This is a genomic window from Microbacterium indicum DSM 19969, from assembly GCF_000422385.1.
Taxonomy (GTDB): Bacteria; Actinomycetota; Actinomycetes; order Actinomycetales; family Microbacteriaceae; genus Microbacterium; species Microbacterium indicum.
In genome coordinates this window covers 441,998-459,598 of record NZ_AULR01000002.1, presented here as the reverse complement: position 1 = coordinate 459,598, position 17,601 = coordinate 441,998, and the positions used below count along the sequence as shown (strand labels likewise).

At 72.2% G+C, this 17,601-nt stretch carries 15 protein-coding genes; 8 read left to right on the top strand and 7 right to left on the bottom strand.

What is annotated here, in order from left to right; genetic code table 11:
• Positions 1-10 precede the first annotated feature (10 nt).
• Positions 11-1,435, bottom strand: a complete 1,425-nt coding sequence (gene glnA, locus H576_RS0104810; RefSeq protein ID WP_029150001.1) for a type I glutamate--ammonia ligase — start codon at positions 1,433-1,435, stop codon at positions 11-13.
• A 184-nt stretch (positions 1,436-1,619) separates the two neighbouring features.
• Here glnA and H576_RS0104805 point away from each other — a divergent pair, with 184 nt between their 5' ends.
• Complete coding sequence (locus H576_RS0104805; protein WP_029150000.1) at positions 1,620-2,024, top strand: RDD family protein; 405 nt, start codon at positions 1,620-1,622, stop codon at positions 2,022-2,024.
• Between the two features lie 54 nt (positions 2,025-2,078).
• Here the strand turns inward: H576_RS0104805 and H576_RS0104800 are convergent, their stop codons facing one another.
• Positions 2,079-2,792, bottom strand: a complete 714-nt coding sequence (locus H576_RS0104800) for a DUF4191 family protein (protein WP_029149999.1) — start codon at positions 2,790-2,792, stop codon at positions 2,079-2,081.
• 136 nt (positions 2,793-2,928) lie between these two features.
• On the opposite strand from H576_RS0104800, the gene H576_RS0104795 reads away from it, so the two are divergent.
• Positions 2,929-4,209 (top strand): hypothetical protein, encoded by a 1,281-nt coding sequence (locus H576_RS0104795; RefSeq protein ID WP_029149998.1) that lies wholly within the window; start codon positions 2,929-2,931, stop codon positions 4,207-4,209.
• A gap of 34 nt (positions 4,210-4,243) precedes the next feature.
• On the opposite strand, the gene sucB is transcribed toward H576_RS0104795, so the two are convergent.
• From sucB to H576_RS0104780, 3 genes are all read right to left on the bottom strand, one after another.
• Positions 4,244-5,953, bottom strand: a complete 1,710-nt coding sequence (sucB, locus tag H576_RS0104790) for a 2-oxoglutarate dehydrogenase, E2 component, dihydrolipoamide succinyltransferase (RefSeq protein WP_029149997.1) — start codon at positions 5,951-5,953, stop codon at positions 4,244-4,246.
• Positions 5,954-6,036: 83 nt separating this feature from the next.
• Positions 6,037-7,446: a dihydrolipoyl dehydrogenase gene (gene lpdA / locus H576_RS0104785; RefSeq protein WP_029149996.1), complete on the bottom strand. Its 1,410-nt coding sequence runs from the start codon at positions 7,444-7,446 to the stop codon at positions 6,037-6,039.
• Positions 7,447-7,468: 22 nt separating this feature from the next.
• Complete coding sequence (locus H576_RS0104780; RefSeq protein WP_029149995.1) at positions 7,469-8,950, bottom strand: leucyl aminopeptidase; 1,482 nt, start codon at positions 8,948-8,950, stop codon at positions 7,469-7,471.
• A gap of 87 nt (positions 8,951-9,037) precedes the next feature.
• On the opposite strand from H576_RS0104780, the gene H576_RS0104775 reads away from it, so the two are divergent.
• The 3 genes from H576_RS0104775 to H576_RS0104765 all read left to right on the top strand — a co-directional run bounded on the left by H576_RS0104775 (position 9,038) and on the right by H576_RS0104765 (position 12,128).
• Positions 9,038-9,970, top strand: a complete 933-nt coding sequence (locus H576_RS0104775) for a proteasome assembly chaperone family protein (RefSeq protein WP_029149994.1) — start codon at positions 9,038-9,040, stop codon at positions 9,968-9,970.
• A 209-nt stretch (positions 9,971-10,179) separates the two neighbouring features.
• Positions 10,180-11,439: an RNA polymerase sigma factor gene (locus tag H576_RS0104770; protein WP_029149993.1), complete on the top strand. Its 1,260-nt coding sequence runs from the start codon at positions 10,180-10,182 to the stop codon at positions 11,437-11,439.
• Positions 11,436-12,128, top strand: a complete 693-nt coding sequence (locus H576_RS0104765; RefSeq protein ID WP_029149992.1) for a coenzyme F420-0:L-glutamate ligase — start codon at positions 11,436-11,438, stop codon at positions 12,126-12,128. The genes H576_RS0104770 and H576_RS0104765 overlap by 4 nt, the downstream gene beginning before the upstream one ends.
• A 70-nt stretch (positions 12,129-12,198) precedes the next feature.
• Here H576_RS0104765 and H576_RS0104760 read toward each other — a convergent pair whose 3' ends face one another.
• Positions 12,199-13,221, bottom strand: coding sequence for a sugar-transfer associated ATP-grasp domain-containing protein (locus tag H576_RS0104760; RefSeq protein WP_029149991.1), 1,023 nt, complete (start codon positions 13,219-13,221; stop codon positions 12,199-12,201).
• A gap of 83 nt (positions 13,222-13,304) precedes the next feature.
• Between H576_RS0104760 and H576_RS14330 the strand changes: the two genes are divergently transcribed.
• Both H576_RS14330 and H576_RS0104750 read left to right on the top strand, forming a co-directional pair.
• On the top strand, positions 13,305-13,997 hold the full coding sequence (locus tag H576_RS14330; RefSeq protein WP_084502437.1) for an alanine racemase C-terminal domain-containing protein: 693 nt from the start codon (positions 13,305-13,307) through the stop codon (positions 13,995-13,997).
• Positions 13,994-15,034, top strand: a complete 1,041-nt coding sequence (locus H576_RS0104750) for an alanine racemase (RefSeq protein WP_029149990.1) — start codon at positions 13,994-13,996, stop codon at positions 15,032-15,034. The genes H576_RS14330 and H576_RS0104750 overlap by 4 nt, the downstream gene beginning before the upstream one ends.
• A gap of 52 nt (positions 15,035-15,086) precedes the next feature.
• Here H576_RS0104750 and H576_RS0104745 read toward each other — a convergent pair whose 3' ends face one another.
• Positions 15,087-15,299: a DUF7455 domain-containing protein gene (locus H576_RS0104745; protein ID WP_029149989.1), complete on the bottom strand. Its 213-nt coding sequence runs from the start codon at positions 15,297-15,299 to the stop codon at positions 15,087-15,089.
• A 161-nt stretch (positions 15,300-15,460) separates the two neighbouring features.
• Here H576_RS0104745 and H576_RS0104740 point away from each other — a divergent pair, with 161 nt between their 5' ends.
• Positions 15,461-17,566 (top strand): DNA gyrase/topoisomerase IV subunit B, encoded by a 2,106-nt coding sequence (locus H576_RS0104740; RefSeq protein ID WP_036319183.1) that lies wholly within the window; start codon positions 15,461-15,463, stop codon positions 17,564-17,566.
• Positions 17,567-17,601 lie beyond the last annotated feature (35 nt).

The window sequence follows — 17,601 nt, the reverse complement described above, 5'->3', positions numbered from 1 at the left end:
GCGATCGGGATCAGACTCCGTAGTAGAGCTCGAACTCGAACGGGTGAGGGCGCTGGGCCATCGGGATGATCTCGTTCTCGTACTTGTAGTCGATCCAGGTGTCGATGAGCTCCTGCGTGAAGACGCCGCCCTCGAGGAGGAACGCGCTGTCCTCGCGCAGAGCCTCGAGCGACTCGGCGAGGCCGCCCGGAACCTGGGGGATGCCCTTGGCCTCCTCGGGGGGAAGCTCGTAGAGGTCCTTGTCGACGGGCTCGTGCGGCTCGATGCGGTTCTTGATGCCGTCGATGCCGGCCATGAGCTGGGCCGCGAACGCGAGGTACGGGTTGCCCGACGAGTCAGGGGCGCGGAACTCGAGGCGCTTGGCCTTGGGGTTCGAACCCGTGATCGGGATGCGGATCGCCGCCGAGCGGTTGCCCGCCGAGTAGACGAGGTTCACGGGGGCCTCGAAGCCCTTGACGAGGCGGTGGTACGAGTTCAGCGTGGGGTTCGTGAACGCGAGGACGGCGGGGGCGTGCTTGAGCAGGCCGCCGATGTACCAGCGCGCGAGGTCGCTGAGCTGGCCGTAGCCCTGCTCGTCGTAGAACAGCGGCTCGCCGTCCTTCCAGAGCGACTGGTGCGTGTGCATGCCCGAGCCGTTGTCGCCGAAGAGGGGCTTCGGCATGAACGTCGCCGTCTTGCCCCACTCCTCGGCCGTGTTCTTCACGATGTACTTGAACTTGAGGATGTCGTCCGCCGCGTGGACCATCGTGTCGAAGCGGTAGTTGATCTCCTGCTGGCCGGCGGTGCCCACCTCGTGGTGCGCGCGCTCGAGCTCGAGACCGGCGTCGATGAGGCGCAGCGAGATGTCGTCGCGGAGGTCGGCCGTCTTGTCGACGGGCGAGACGGGGAAGTAGCCGCCCTTGTAGGGCGTCTTGTTTCCGAGGTTTCCGCCCTCCTCCTTGCGTGCCGTGTTCCAGGCGGCCTCTTCGGAGTCGACCGAGTAGAAGCTCTTGCCCTGCGAGACCTCGTAGCGGACGTCGTCGAAGATGTAGAACTCGGCCTCGGGGGCGAAGAACGCGGTGTCGGCGATGCCGGTCGACGCGAGGTACTTCTCGGCCTTCTTGGCGACCTGGCGCGGGTCCTTCGAGTAGATCTCGCCGTTGCGCGGGTTGTAGATGTCGAACACCATGACGAGCGTCTTCTGCTCGCGGAACGGGTCGAGGTACGCCGTCGTCACGTCGGGGATGAGCTGCATGTCCGACTCGTTGATGTTCGCGAAGCCGCGGATCGACGAGCCGTCGAACAGCTGGCCGACAGTGAAGAAGTCCTCGTCGACCGTGGAAGCCGGGATGTTGAAGTGCTGCTGGACACCGGGAAGGTCGGTGAAGCGGATGTCGAGGAACTTGACATCCTCGTTCTCGAGGAACGCGAGCACCTCGGATGAGTCTTTGAACATGGAGGCTCCAGATCGGTGGGACTTCGGGTCGTCGCTCGCGCGAGATCGAGTGACTCTCCGAACCTATCGGGGAGGCGTTGCCCGGGCATAACTCTGATGTTTCGCGCATGTTACGAGCCTGTGTGCGTCGTGCGTCACTCGGCCATCAGCGGGGTGAGAGGCTCGCTCTCCTAGGCTGGGACGCGTGACCTCAGCAGCGCACGGATCCGAGTACCCCGGCAGCTCGATCGGCCTCCCGGCCTCCGGACCCGGAAGCATCGGCCCGCTCTCGCGCCGCGTCGGGGGCTTCGCGATCGACTGGGCGGCGACCGTGATCCTCTCGGTGGCGTTCTTCGACTACGCCTGGTGGTCGCTGCTGCTCATCTTCTTCGTCATCCAGGTGCTGTTCCTTCCCACCCTCGGCGGGAGTCCCGGGCACCGGATCGTCGGACTGCGCCTCATCAGGCGCGGGGGCGAGTGGGCCGGCGTGTGGCGGCCGATCGTCCGCACGGTCCTCGTGCTGCTCGTGATCCCCGCCGCGATCTGGGACAAGGACCACCGGGGGCTGCACGACCTGCTCGCCGACACGGTGCTCGTCCGTTCGCGCTGATACGGCGACGGCCCGGACCCCCTCGGGGATCCGGGCCGTCGCTGCGTCAGGCGATCAGCGCGGGCGCGGCGCGCGCACCCGGAGCGGGTCGATGCCCTTCGGGATCGGCATCGCGGCGGCGCCGCCGCGCGACATCGACTCGGAGCGCGAGATGAGCTGGTTCATGCCGGCGCGGTCGACGGCGTTCGGCAGCTTCTTGATCGCCTTCGCGAGGTTCTTGATCTCGACCTGGCCCTCGTCGTGCCCGACGTAGAAGACGTTGACGGGCACGGAGCTGTGCGTGATGCGCAGCGCCGTCGCCTTCTCCTTCTTGACGAGCCGATCGAGCCGGCTCGGCGCGCCCTCGCCGACGAGCACGACGCCTCCGCGGCCGACGGCGCGGTAGACGGCGTCCTGCGACTTCGGGTTCACGGCGACGGGCATCTCCTCGCCGCGCCACTTGCGGCCGAGCATGTTCGACACCACGTGGCCGCCGGCGCCGGGCATGCCGTCGATCTGGCGGTACATCGCGGTCGTCGCGAGGCGGTTGAGCAGGAGCATGCTGGCGATGAGCCCGAGCATGATGCCGAAGATCACCCAGAGGATGTAGCCCCACCACTGCTGGTCGGTCACGATCGCGACGACGACGCCGACCCAGACGCCCAGCAGGATGACGATCGGCAGCCCCCACGCCACCCAGCTGTACTCCTTGTGAACGAAGGTGAACAGCTGCTTGATGGTGGCGAAGAAGCCGGGGCGCTTCTCCGGAGCCGGGGTGCGTGATGCCATGCGGGCCATTCTACCGGGGCGTCGGCGTGTCGACGGAGGGGGTCAGCACGTCCCCAGGCGCGGATCCCTCCGGTCCCTCCACAGCGGGGGTCCGCGCCGGCGAGCGGGGATGCGCCCGGTGGCGCACGCTGTCGGCATGGACTCCTCGACGCGCTCCGCGACCGCCGCGCTCGATGCGGCGGTGCGCCGCATCCGCCGCATCGCACCGCCCGACGCGCCCTACCCCGGGGTCCGGGCCCGCGAGGGCGACGACGAGGTCCTGCTCGTCGACGCCGGGGACCTCATCGGCTGGGACGGCTGGCGGATCGACGGCGCGCAGCACGTGCTGTGCCCGCGCGACGTCATGCGGCGGGCGGGCGGCCACGAGGTCGTGTTCGACGATCTCCGGGAGCCGCTCGACCGGGCGTGCGGGCGGCGCGAGGAGGGGGCGCACGGGTGGCTGCGCGGCGAGGCGGTGACGGCGATCGTGTCGCTCGTGCGCGGCACCGCTGAGATGCACGAGGCCGGGCTCGTCGCCGCGGCGGGCGCGTGGTGGATCGCCGCCGACGGGCGTCCCGTGTTCTGCTGCGGGAGCGGGGGAGCAGACGCCGGGTCCGCCGCCGACGCCGCTCAGGAGCTCGTGCGCCGGATCGCGGGCGCGACCGACGACAGGCTTGTGCGGCTCGCCGCCGAGGAGGTCGTCGAGGCTCTCGCGCGGCCGGCCGCCCTCGCGCGCCGGATCGGCGAGCTCGAGGCCCAGCTCTTCGAGGCCGCGGCGCCGCAGCCGATCACGGAGGCGCCGGCCCGCGCCTCGCGCGGCGGCGAGCCCCGCGACATGGACGATGCGGCGGAGGACGGGCTCGGGATCGCGGGTCTCGTGGGCCGGCTGGTCGACGGGACCCTCGCGGAGGCGATCGCGGAGGCGTGGCGGTCGATCCGCGCGCGGCTCCCGTGCTCCCGGCGCGCGGGGCGGCGCGGGCTGGTGCTCGCGGGCCTTGCCGCGGCCGTTCTCGCGGTCGTCGTGGGTCTCAGCTGGCCGGCGGAAGGCGAGGGCGAGGCGGCGCAGGCGCAGGTTCCTCGGGCGTCGCGCGCTGCGGGGCCCGCGCCGAGCCTCGCCGCGAGCGTCGCGCCGGCCGACCCCTCGCCGCCCGCGGCGGAGGTCGGAACGGAGGATCCCGTCGCCGCGGCGGGCGCGCTCCTCGCCGAGTGGGACGCGTGCTCGGGATCGTGCGCCGAGGACTCGGGCCTCGCGGGGCGCACGCGGGAGGGCGCGGTCGCGTCGCCCTCCCGTGCCGTCGGGCTCGTCGACGACTACGGGTCGGTCGCCGTCGTCGCCGTGGAGGCCGAGGGCGCGGACCGGCAGCTCCTCGTGATCGAGCGCGTGGGGGAGCGCTGGCGCGTGCGCGACCTCTACGCCGCGGGGGGCGCCCGATCGTGAGATCGAGCGGCCCCCGCAGAAGGCGACGCGTGCGTCAGATGCCCAGGTCGGCCTCGAAGTCGGCCTCCTCCAGGCGCGCCTTGACGGCCGAGAGGTAGCGGGCCGCGTCGGCGCCGTCGATCGTGCGGTGGTCGTACGAGATCGCGAAGTACACGTACGAGCGGATGCCGATGACGTCCTCGCCGTCGACCGTCACGACGCCGGGGCGCTTGTAGACGGTGCCGGTGCCGAGGATCGCCGACTGCGGCAGGAAGACGAGCGGCGTGTCGAACAGCGCGCCGCGCGAGCCCGTGTTCGTCAGCGTGAACGTGCCGCCCTGCAGGTCGTCGGGCTTCAGCTGGCCGTCGCGCGTGCGCTGGGCGAGCGTCGCGATCTCGTTCGCGAGCTGCGCGATCGTCTTCGACGCCGCGTCGCGGATCACGGGCGTGTAGAGGCCCTTGGGCGTGTCGACCGCGATCGAGAGGTTCTCGGTCGCGGGGTAGACGACCGTCTCGTCCTGGATCGTGGAGTTGATGATCGGGAACGCCTGCAGCTGCTCGACCGCCGCGAGCGCGAAGATCGACATGAAGGAGAGCTTGTCGCCCGACTTCTCGAAGAACGCGTTCTTGTGCTTGTTGCGGAACGCCGCGACCTTCGTGACGTCGATCTCGATGAACGTCGTCAGCTGGGCCGTCGTGTTGAGCGACTCGACGGCGCGCTTCGCGACGACCTTGCGCAGGCGCGAGAACGGCTGCGTGGTGCCGCGCAGCGGCGAGGGCTCGGGCTTCTTCGCGGCCGGGGCGGAGGCCGCCGCCGGCGCCGCCGCGGGGGCGGGTGCGGACGACGCGGCGTTCAGGACGTCCTCCTTGCGGATGCGTCCGCCGACGCCGGAGCCCGTGACGGTCGCCAGGTCGACGCCGTTCTGCTCGGCGAGCTTGCGCACGAGCGGCGTGACGTAGATCTTGTCGTTCGTCGCGGCGGGCGCGGCCGGGGCGGCGGGCGCCGGAGCGGCGGGAGCGGGCGCCGGGGCCGGAGCGGGAGCAGGCGCCGGCGCGGCGGGGGCGGGGGCGGGCGCCGGAGAGGCCGGGGCGGGTGCGGCAGGGGCCTGCTCGGCGGGAGCGGCCGGGGCAGCGGGAGCGGGCGCGGCCGCAGCCGGGGCGCCCGAGCCGACGCGCGCGAGGACCGAGCCGACCTCGACGGTGTCGTCCTCGGCGGCGAGCAGCTCGAGGACCGTGCCGGCGACGGGCGAGGGGACCTCGGTGTCGACCTTGTCGGTCGCGATCTCGAGCAGCGGCTCGTCGACCTCGACGGTGTCGCCGACCTGCTTGAGCCAGCGGGTCACGGTGCCCTCGGTGACGCTCTCTCCGAGCTCGGGCAGCACGACGTCGGTCGCGTCGCCGGATGCGGCGGGGGCCTCCGGAGCAGCGGCGGCCGGCGCCGGAGCGGCGGGCGCCTCGGGGGCGGGAGCGGCAGGGGCGGCGGGCGCGGCCGCCTCGGGGGCGGGAGCCGCGGCGGGCGCGGCGGCGGTGCCGTCGCCCACGGTCGCGAGCTCGGCGCCGACCTCGGCGGTCTCGTCCTCCTGCACCAGGATCGACTCGAGGACGCCGGCGACCGGCGACGGGATCTCGGTGTCGACCTTGTCGGTGGCCACCTCGAGCAGCGGCTCGTCGACCTCGACGGTGTCGCCGACCTGCTTGAGCCAGCGGGTGACCGTCCCCTCGGTGACGCTCTCGCCGAGAGCGGGGAGGACAACGGAAGTGCTCATATTCGAGTCTCCTTCAGACTTTGCGCGGTACTTCTCAGCTTAGGGGATCCGCGGGCGCCGGAAGTGGCCGTCCGCGGCGGTTCTCAGAGGGAATGGAGCGGGGATCCCGCGAGAGCGAGGAACGTCTCGCCGAGCGCCTCGCTCTGGGACGGGTGGGCGTGGATCAGCGGGGCGAGATCCTCCGGGTGCGCCTCCCACGCGACGGCGAGCTGGCCCTCGGTCACGAGCTCGCCCACGCCGAGTCCGGCCAGGTGCACGCCGATCACGGGCCCGTCCTTGCGGCGGACGACCTTGGCGATGCCGCCGCGGACATCCGAGCCCGCCGAGACGATCTCGGCCTTCGCGTTGCCCGCGAGGGCGAACGTCGCGGTCTCGACGGCGTCGGCGCCGTGCGCCTCGATCGCCTGCGACTCGGTGAGGCCGACCGCCGCGATCTCGGGCGTCGAGTAGGTGACCCGCGGGATCGCGGTGTCGTCGAGCGGGGCGGGGGAGAGCCCGGCGATCGTCTCGGCGACGAAGATCCCGTGCCGGAACCCGCGATGCGCGAGCTGCGGGCCCGGGACGATGTCGCCCACGGCCCAGACGTGCGCGGCCGTCGTGCGCAGGTCGGCGTCGACGTCGACGAAGCCGCGCGTGCGCGCGACCCCCGCCTCGTCGAGCCCGAGCCCGTCGGTCGCGGGGGCGCGGCCGATCGCGACGAGCACGACATCGGCCTCGAGCGCGGCCTCGGACCCGTCGGCCCGCCGGATCGCGACGCTCGCAGATCCGGGCTCCTCGGAGACTCCCGTGACGGAGGCGCCCATCTCGAGCGCGATCCCGCGCCGGCGGAACGAGCGGTCGAGGACCTTGACGGCGTCGGCGTCGTCGTTCGGCAGGAGCGACGGCGCCGCCTCGACGATCGTGACCTCGGCGCCCAGCGAGCGCCACGCGCTCGCGAACTCGACGCCGATGACGCCGCCGCCGATGACGACGGCGCGCGACGGGACGTCGGCGAGCTCGAGGGCGCGCTCGGAGTCGATCACGCGCGCGCCGAACGGGGCACCGGGCAGCGCGCGGCTCGCCGCGCCCGTCGCGATCACGACGTCGGACCCGACGAGGAGGTCGTCGCCGACCCGGACGGCGGGGCGGTCGGCCGTGAGGACGAGGGATCCCTCGCCCTCCACGACCGTGATGCCGCGCGCGGCGACGAGGGAGGTCAGCCCGCGGTGCTTGCCGGCGACGAGCGCGCGGCGCCAGTCGAGGGCCGTCTGACCGTCGACGCCGTCGAGCGTCGCGGAGACGCCGACGGCTCCTGCGTGCCGCACGGCGTCCGCGACCTCGGCCGTGTGCAGGAGCGCCTTGGTGGGAACGCAGCCGCGGTGGAGGCAGGTGCCTCCGAGGAGGCCGCGCTCGACGAGCGCGACCGACCGGCCCAGCTCGGCGGCGCGCAGCGCGGCGGCGTAGCCGCCGCTGCCGCCGCCGAGGACGACGAGGTCGTACCGGTGATCCGTCACGATGCGCTCTCCGTCCCGGCGATCAGGCGACCTCGCCGCCGGCGGCGACGAAGTCGATGAGGGCGCGGGTCGACGCGCCGGTCGGCCCCTTGTCCGTGAAGCCGAAGGCGGCGGTCGCGCTCATCGACGAACCGGCGATGTCGACGTGGACCCACGGGATGGGCTCGCCCGCGTCGTCGGACCCGACGAAGCGCTGCAGGAAGAGGCCCGCGAAGATCGATCCGGCGGCGCGGTTGCCGACGTTCGCGTTCTGCATGTCGGCGACGCGCGAGTCGAGCTGGTCCTCCATGTACTCGGGGAGGGGCAGCGCCCAGGCGGGGTCGCCCGTGCGGTCGGAGGAGGCGAGGAACGCGTCGACCGCCTCGCCGCGGCCCATGACGCCGGTGTAGCGCGTGCCGAGGGCGATGATCACGGCCCCCGTGAGGGTCGCGACGTCGACGATCACGTCGGGGTTCTCGCGGCTCGCGGCGACGAGGCCGTCGGCGAGCACGAGGCGCCCCTCGGCGTCGGTGTTCGTGACCTCGACGGTCGTGCCGTCGGCGATCGTGAGGACGTCGCCGGGGCGGGTCGCGGATCCCGACGGCATGTTGTCGGCGATGCACATCCAGCCCGTGACGCGGACCGGCAGCTCGAGACGGGCGGCGGCGCGCACGACGGCGAGCGTCTCGGCAGCCCCCGTCATGTCCTCCTGCATGCCGACCATCGAGGCGGCCGGCTTGAGCGAGAGCCCGCCCGAGTCGAAGGTGATGCCCTTGCCGACGATCGCGATGTGGCGCTCGGCACCCGCGGGCGCGTAGTCGAGGCGCACGAGGCGCGGCGGGCGGACGGATCCGCGGCCGACGCCGAGGATCCCGCCGAAGCCGCCCTCCGCGAGCGCCTTCTCGTCCCACACCGTCGTCGTGACGGGGAGTTCGGCGACGGCGGCGACGGCCGCCTGCGCGAGCTGGTCGGGGCTCTGCCGGTCGGCGGGCGTCGAGACGAGGTCCTTCACGAGGGCCACGGCCTCGGCTGCGGCGGTCGCGCCCGCGAGGTCGGCGTCGGTCGCGGTCTGCGGGGCGTGCACGAGCGAGAGCGAAGCGCGGCGCTTCTTCGCGACGGCGTCCTCGCCGTCGGTCTTGTAACCGGCGAAGCGGTAGGAGCCGAGCGCCGCGCCCTCGGCGGCGGCGCGCCACGCGCCGTCGACACCGGTGCCCTCGGTGACGGCGACGGCGACGGTGTCGAAGCCGGTCAGCTGCCGCACGGCCGCGCCGACGTGCTCGCGGACGGCGTCGAGGCTCGGGTTCGCGCCGAGGCCCACGACCGCGAGGGGCAGGCTCGTCACCTCGGGGGCGTAGACGCGGGCGTACGCGCCCTTCGAACCCGTGAAGCCGATGGCGTCGAGCGCGGGCCTCAGGCCGGCGGGCAGCTCCGTCGCATCGCCGAGCGCGGGGAGGGCGAGGACGGCGGCGTCGGCCCGTTCGTCGGGGAAGGAGGCGTGCGTGATCGAGATCTCGGAGAGAGGCATAGGCCCATCCTAAGGACGGAGCCCGTGGCGGCCTCGCAGTTCCGGGATCCGGCCCGGGCCCTCGCGGGGCGCTCATAAAGTGGAAGGATGCCCCGCCCCTCCGACCTGTTCGATCGCGTCGCGAACGCACCCGTCGTTCCGCCGCGGCTTCCCCTCGTCGTGCTGCTCAACGGCGCGGGCGACGCGGGATCCGCGCTCGCGACCGTCACCGACTTCATGCGCGAGGAGCTCGACCCGCAGCCCGTCGCCGTCTTCCGGAACGACGAGCTGCTCGACTACCGGGCGCGCCGCCCCCTCGTGACCTTCGACGAGGACCACGTGTCCGAGGTGCGCGCCGCGCGGCTCGAGCTCTCGCTCGCGCACGACGCGCTCGGCCAGCCGTTCCTCCTCCTCGCGGGCTACGAGCCCGACTACGCCTGGGACGCGTTCGTCGAGGCCGCCATCGGGCTGGCCGACGAGTTCGACGCCGTGACCGTGACGCGCATCCACTCCATCGCGATGCCCGTCCCGCACACGCGCCCCCTCGGATCCACGGTGTCGGGCACACGCGACGAGCTCATCCGGGCGCACTCCATCTGGAAGCCGCGCACGCAGTTCCCCGGCTCGCTCGGCCACGTGCTCGAGTTCCGCATGTCCGAGGACGGCTTCCCGACCGCCGGCTTCTCGATCCTCGTCCCGCACTACCTCGCCGAGACCGAGTTCCCGGGAGCGGCCCTCGCCGCGCTCGACCGGATCATGACGGCGACGGGCCTCGTGTTCGGGCTCGACGGGCTGCGCGAGGAGAACCGCGTGTACCTCGAGCGGATCGAGGACCAGATCGAGACGAACGACGAGCTGCGCCGCATGGTCGCGAACCTCGAGCACCGCATGGACGCCTGGACGGCCGGCGGCCTCGGCGCGGGCGCGGGGCGGTTCGACGGCATCGCCGAGGGCGACCTGCCGAGCGCCGACGAGCTCGCGGCCGAGCTCGAGCGCTTCCTCGCGGACCGCCGAGATGACGAGCAGGGCCCGCAGATCTGACGCGGCGCGGGGGAATGCCGGTGCCCGCCCGGACGTTCACCTCCATGACGCGCTCTCGCCGCGTCTTCGGGGCACGGCGAGGTATGCGACAATAGGACACCGACCCGTTGCCCGGCGGTCCGCTCGCGGATCCGTCTTGACAAGGGTCTTAATCGTGCTCGAACACACCCGGGGCGCTGGCGCGTGGTGGCCCTGGTGAAAGGTGAAACGTGACTCCTGCCACGAAGACCACGAAGGCCGAAGAGGTCGACGAGACCGCTGCGGCCCCCGCGGCGAAGAAGACGACCGCGAAGAAGACCGCGGCGAAGAAGCCCGCGGCGAAGAAGACGACCGCCGCCAAGAAGGCGCCCGCGAAGTCGGCGAAGGCCGCCAAGGACGACGAGCTCGAGCCCGAGACCGGTGCAATCGAGGTCGTCGACGAGGCCGACGAGACGACCGACCAGACCGACGAGGCGCCCAAGAAGGAGCAGGCCGAGCCGCTCCCCACGGGCGCGATCGTGATCTCGCAGTCCGAGGAAGAGGACGTCCCGGTCTACTCGACGCAGATCACGGGAGCGACCGCCGACCCCGTCAAGGACTACCTCAAGCAGATCGGCAAGGTCCCGCTGCTCAACGCGGCGGAGGAGGTCGACCTCGCGATGCGCATCGAGGCGGGCCTGTTCGCCGAGGAGAAGCTGTCGAAGATGTCGGCGGCCGAGCGCTCTTCGCAGCTCGGGCTCGACCTGCAGTGGGTGACCCGAGACGGGCGCCGCGCGAAGAGCCACCTGCTCGGCGCGAACCTCCGCCTCGTCGTGTCGCTCGCGAAGCGCTACACGGGCCGCGGCATGCAGTTCCTGGATCTGATCCAGGAGGGCAACCTCGGCCTGATCCGCGCCGTCGAGAAGTTCGACTACACCAAGGGCTTCAAGTTCTCGACCTACGCGACGTGGTGGATCCGTCAGGCCATCACCCGCGCCATGGCCGACCAGGCCCGCACGATCCGCATCCCCGTGCACATGGTCGAGGTCATCAACAAGCTCGCGCGCGTGCAGCGCCAGATGCTGCAGGACCTGGGCCGCGAGCCCACGCCCGAGGAGCTCGCCAAGGAGCTCGACATGACGCCCGAGAAGGTCGTCGAGGTGCAGAAGTACGGGCGCGAGCCCATCTCGCTGCACACGCCCCTCGGCGAGGACGGCGACAGCGAGTTCGGCGACCTCATCGAGGACACCGAGGCGGTCGTCCCGGCCGACGCCGTGGGCTTCACGATGCTGCAGCGTCAGCTCGAGAGCCTCCTCGACTCGCTCTCCGAGCGCGAGGCGGGCGTGATCCGCATGCGCTTCGGTCTCGGCGACGGCCAGCCCAAGACGCTCGACCAGATCGGCGACACCTTCGGCGTCACGCGCGAGCGCATCCGCCAGATCGAGTCCAAGACGATGGCGAAGCTGCGCCACCCGAGCCGCTCGCAGTCGCTGCGGGACTACCTCGAGTGAGCGGCGAGGCGAACGAGGGCAAGGCCCTCGAGGTCACCGTTGACGGCACGACGTACCAGCGGATCCCGATCCGCTCGCGCGTCGTCATGCCGGGCGACGACATCGACGAGATCGTCGACACGTACGCCAAGGAGCACGTGCGCCCGGGCGACCTCCTCTTCATCACCGAGAAGATCGTCGCGATCACGCAGGGTCGCTCGTACATGATGGACGAGATCGAGGCGCGCCCGCTCGCGAAGTTCCTCTCGAAGTACGTCACGAAGACGTCCTTCGGGATCGGCCTCGGGATCCCCGAGACCATGGAGTTCGCGCTGCGCGAGGTCGGCACGATCCGGATCGTCTTCGCCGCGGGCGTCGCGGCCGTCACGAAGCTCTTCGGGCGTCGGGGCGACTTCTACCGCATCGCGGGCGACAAGGCGCGCGCGATCGACGGGCCGACGAAGAACACGATCCCGCCGTACAACAACGCGGTCGTGCTCGGGCCGGAGCGCCCGCGCGAGGTCGCGGCCGAGGTCAAGGCCCGCCTGGGCTGCGACGTCGCGGTCGTCGACATCAACGACATCGGCGGCAACATCCTGGGCTCGACCCTCGACAAGACGGCCGAGCGCACGCTCGTGAAGGTCCTGAGCGATAACCCGCTCGGGCAGGGCCATCAGTCGACGCCGATGGGGATCATCCGCACGGCGTGACGTCTGCGCAGAAGGGGGAGAGGACCGCGGTCCTCTCCCCCCTTCTGCGCAGACGGGTCTCGGCGCGGCCTCAGAACCCGATCGCGCGGCGGTAGCGCGGCTTGTGCCCCGTGCGGATCCCGGACACGCTCGGCTTGTTCTCGTAGACGCCCGCGCCCCAGTTGCCCTCGACGAGGTCGACGCCGTCGTTCGTGACGACCACGTCCCATCCCGCGTACTGCACCTCGGGCACCTCGCGCGCCGCGCGGCGGATGAGGTCGACGGCCTCGTCGAAGCGCGGCAGCTGGAAGTCTGCGATGACGAGCCCCGAGTCGGGGTGCTTCTCGTGGACGTGCCCGTGCGAGTCGTAGCCGGCGCTCATCGCGTGGCCCGTCTCGGGGTCGAGCATCGTGTAGAAGCCGCCGTACGACATCTGGTCGCTGACCTCGCCGCGCCCGAACTTCTGGGCGACGGCGACGATGTGCGTCTCGGATCCGTCGAAGAAGGCGACGATGCGCGTGGTGTTGACGGTCCCGGGGCAGTACGCGGCGATGTCGTCGTGCTGGCGGATGACCTCCTCGAGGAGCATCTCGTCGCCGGCCACGAGCTTCGCGTGGAACGCGGCCCAGTCGTCGACGTCGGCCGCGTGGTAGCGGCGGACGCCGAGGCCCATGTGGCTCACGGGCACCTTCGCGATGACGGTGCCGTGCTTCTCGGCGAACGCGCGCACCTCGTCGACGTTGTCGGCCGTGACGACGAGCCAGTCGCGCTCGATCATGGGGGCGAAGCGGCGGTTGAACGCGACCTTGTCCTCGAAGATCGCGCGGCCGGCCGGCTGCGAGTAGCGCTGCGCGAGCTGCATCGACACGGGGTGCGTCATGAAGGTGGCACGCTCGGCCTTCGAGAGGATCGCGAAGTCGTAGTCGACGTAGTCCTGGAACGCGACGTCGTGCTTCGCGGCCGACCAGAGCATGTCGACGACGGTCCTGGGGACGGCCTGGCCGTGCTCCTGACGCACCTCCTTCGCGCGCTCGATGACCGAGGCGATGTCGATGCGGCGGGCGCGCTCCGCGAGGTAGCGCAGCTTGGGTCCGAGGGCGAGGCCGTTCGGCATGGATCCTCCGGGTCGGCGGGCGGTGGCGTCGCGGTCGGCGCGCGTTGCGCGGCCTCTCGGCGACCCGGCCTAGTCTAGGTCGGATGACCGCGCCGACTCTGAGCACGAGCGCACCGCGTGTGCGTGTGTCGCGATCCGCCCTCGTCCGCAACGTCGCGCGGGCGCGCGCCGCGGATCCCTCCGCGCCGGTCGACCTGCGCCGCGACGCCTGCGGCGCCGGGCTGGAGACGGTCGCCCGCGCGGCGGTCGAGGCGGGCGTGCGATCGGCGCTCCTCGACGACGGCGCCGATCCGCTCGCCCGGGAGCGCGTCGCCGAGCTGGGCCTCGCGCCCTCTGTGGAACCCGCGCTCGACCCGGGCGCCGTCCTGGGCGTCGACGGGGGCGGGATCCTCGCGGTCTCCTTCTCGGGGCCCGTCCTGCAGGCCAAGCGGCTCCGCGCGGGCGACGGCGTCTCGTACGGCTACCGCTTCCGGGCCGATCGCGACACCCGCGCGGCGCTTGTGGCCGGCGGCTATGCCCAGGGCGTCGCGCGGGCGCTCGGGGGAGAGGCCGCGGTGCTCCTCGCGGGCCGCGAGATGCCGATCGTCGGCCGCGTCGCGATGGACGTGAGCGTCGTCCTGACCGGCGACGCCGAGGTCGCGCGCGGCGACGAGGCCCTCTTCTTCGGAGCCGAGGCCCCGGGGCTGCTCGCGGACTGGGCGAGGATCACGGGGCTCACGCCGCTCGAACTCGTCGCGAACGCGTGCTCGCACGCGGCCCGGGAGGTCGTCGCATGACCGCCGAGCTCCGCGTCGACCTCGCCCAGCTGCGCCGCAACGTCCGCGCGGTGCGCGCGCACATGTCGCCCGCCGAGACGATGATCGTCATCAAGGACGACGCGTACGCGCTCGGCGTCTCGGAGGTCGCGGCCGCGGCCGCCGAGGCCGGGGCGCGCTGGTTCGGCGGGATCGACATCCCGAGCGCCCTCGGCGCGAAGGCCGCGGCCGGATCGACCGTGCGCGTCCTCGCGTGGGCGACGGCGGGGGAGGACGAGGCGGCGCGCGCCCTGAGCGCGGGCCTCGAGCTCGGGGTCGGCGACGCCGACTATCTGGAGCGCGTCGCCCGGGCCGCGGAGGCGACGGGGATCGTCGCCCCCGTTCACCTCAAGGCCGACACAGGGCTGCACCGCAACGGCGTGCGGCCCGAGGAATGGCGGGCCTTCTGCGAGCGGGCGCGCGCGCTCGAGATCGCGGGCAGCGTGCGGGTCGTGGGCCTCTGGACGCACATCGCCGAGGCGAGCGACGCCGAGGACGACCGGGCGCGCGCGGCGTTCGACGCCGCGATCGACGGCGCGCGGGCTGCGGGGCTCGAACCCGCGGTGCGCCACCTCGCCGCGAGCGCCGCGGCCTGGCATCGCCCCGAGTTCCGGTACGACCTCGTCCGGATCGGCGCGTTCGCCTACGGCGTGCGCTCCGAGGGCGGGCCCGACGTCCCCGGGATCGCGCCCGTCGCCTCGCTCGTCGCCCGCGTCGTGCGCGTCGAGGGCGACGCCGCGGTCGTGGATCTCGGATCCGTCGACGGATTCCCGTCGACCGCGGCCGGCCGCATCGAGGTCGCGGGCCCCGCGGGGCGTCGGCCGCTCCTCGCGGTCGGCGCCTTCGAGTCGCGCGTCGCCGCGTGGGACGGCGCGGCGGCCGGCGACGAGGTCGTCGTGTTCGGCCCCGGAACGCGCGGCGAGCTCACCCCGACCGACGTCGGCGAGGCGATCGGGACGGTCGGCGAGGAGCCGCAGCTCCGCATCGCGCGCCACGTGCGCCGGGTCTACCTGCCCTGACGCGCGAAGGCGCCCTCCCGCCGGAGCGGAAGGGCGCCTGAGGCGTCGTGCGCTACTTCGCCTCGACGAGACGGTCGGTCTCGTCGTGCCACTCGGTGGCGACGGCGCGGAGCTTCTCCTCGAACTTGCGGCCGTGGTGCGCGCAGTAGAGCAGCTCGCTGTCGCCCACCGTGGCGGCGATGTAGGCCTGGGCGCCGCACGCGTCGCAGCGGTCTGCGGCGGTGAGACGGTGGATCGTCGTCGGAGCTTCTGCTGTCGTCGTCATCGTGCTTCTCTCCATTCGTCGTGTGTCCGTCCTCGGAAGCGTTGTGCCCCATACAACCACGCGGGCATCGGGGCGAGGGCCGCATTCCGCCCCGTTTCGCGGTGGGCGTACGGGAGTGTCCTGAGGATCGGGGTCGATCTCCGAAGATAGGATCGAACATCATGACGAACGCCGACGCGACCGAGTACAGCGCTCACCACCTCCAGGTGCTCGAGGGCCTCGAGGCCGTCCGCAAGCGCCCCGGCATGTACATCGGGTCGAACGGCTCGCCCGGCCTCATGCACTGCCTCTGGGAGATCATCGACAACTCGGTCGACGAGGCCGTCGGCGGCAACGGATCCCGCATCGACGTCGTCCTCCGCGCCGACGGCTCGGTTGAGGTCCAGGACCGCGGCCGCGGCGTCCCCGTCGACGTCGAGCCGCGCACGGGCCTCACGGGCGTCGAGGTCGTCTACACGAAGCTCCACGCGGGCGGGAAGTTCGGCGGCGGATCGTACGCGGCGTCGGGCGGCCTGCACGGCGTCGGCGCCTCGGTCGTCAACGCGCTCTCGGAGCGCCTCGACGTCGACGTGGACCGCGGGGGGAAAACCTACGCGATGTCGTTCCGCCGCGGTGAGCCCGGCGTCTTCGCCGACGCCGACGAGCCGCGCCCCGACGCGCCCTTCACGCCGTTCACCGGCGGCAGCGAGCTGCGCGTCGTCGGCAAGACGGCGAAGGGCGTCACGGGCACGCGCGTGCGCTACTGGGCCGACCAGCAGATCTTCACGCCCGACGCGGCGTTCCAGTACGACGACCTCGTCACGCGCGCACGACAGACGGCCTTCCTCGTTCCGGGCCTCGAGATCGTGATCCGCGACGAGCGCCACGCCGACGACCCCGAGACCGGGGTGCGCGAGACGAGCTACCGCTTCGACGGGGGCATCAGCGAGTTCGCCGACTTCCTCGCGACCGACGCGCCCGTGACCGACACCTGGCGCCTCAAGGGATCCGGCTCCTTCACCGAGACCGTTCCGATGCTCCAGCCCGACGGATCGATGCAGTCGACGTCGGTCGAGCGCGAGTGCGCCGTCGACATCGCGCTGCGCTGGGGCACGGGGTACGACACGATCACGCGCTCCTTCGTCAACATCATCGCGACGCCGAAGGGCGGCACGCACCAGCAGGGCTTCGAGCAGGAGCTCACGAAGCAGCTCCGTGCCGAGGTCGAGAAGAACGCGCGCAAGCTCAAGGCCGGCACCGACAAGCTCGAGAAGGACGACGTCCTCGCGGGCCTCACCGCCGTGCTCACGGTCGAGCTCCCCGAGCCGCAGTTCGAGGGCCAGACGAAGGAGGTGCTCGGCACGCCGGCCGTGCGCCAGATCGTCGCGAAGGTCGTGCGCGAGGGGCTCCGGTCGCTCTTCACGTCGACGAAGCGCGACGACAAGACGCAGGTGTCGATGCTGCTCGAGAAGGTCGTCAGCGAGATGAAGGCGCGGCTCTCGGCGCGTCAGCACAAGGAGACCCAGCGCCGCAAGAACGCGCTCGAGTCGTCGTCGCTCCCCGCGAAGCTCATCGACTGCCGCACGAACGACGTGTCGAACTCCGAGCTGTTCATCGTCGAGGGCGACTCGGCGCTCGGCACGGCGCGCAAGGCGCGCGACAGCGAGTACCAGGCGCTGTTCCCGATCCGGGGCAAGATCCTCAACACCCAGAAGGCCTCGATCGGCGACATGCTCTCGAACGCCGAGTGCGCCGCACTGATCCAGGTCGTCGGCGCCGGGTCCGGGCGCACCTTCGACATCGACACGGCCCGCTACGGCAAGGTCATCATGATGAGCGACGCCGACGTCGACGGCGCCCACATCCGCACGCTCCTGCTGACGCTGTTCTATCGCTACATGCGCCCCCTCATCGAGAACGGGCGCGTATACGCGGCGGTGCCGCCGCTCCACCGCGTGATCGTCCAGCACCCGGGATCGAAGCCCAACGAGACGATCTACACCTACAGCGACCGCGAGCTCGAGCAGCTGCTCGCGAAGCTGCGCCGGCAGGGCCGCAGGTGGCAGGAGCCGATCCAGCGCTACAAGGGCCTCGGCGAGATGGACGCCGATCAGCTGGCCGACACGACGATGTCGCGCGACGGGCGCCTGCTGCGCCGCGTGCGCATGGAGGACGCCGAGGCGGCGGGCCACGTGTTCGAGATGCTCATGGGCAACGAGGTCGCCCCGCGCCGCGAGTTCATCGTGCAGGGCGCCGCGCACCTCGACGCCGACCGGGTCGACGCGTAGGGGGTGTTCTCCCCGACCCTCGCGAGCGGAGCGCG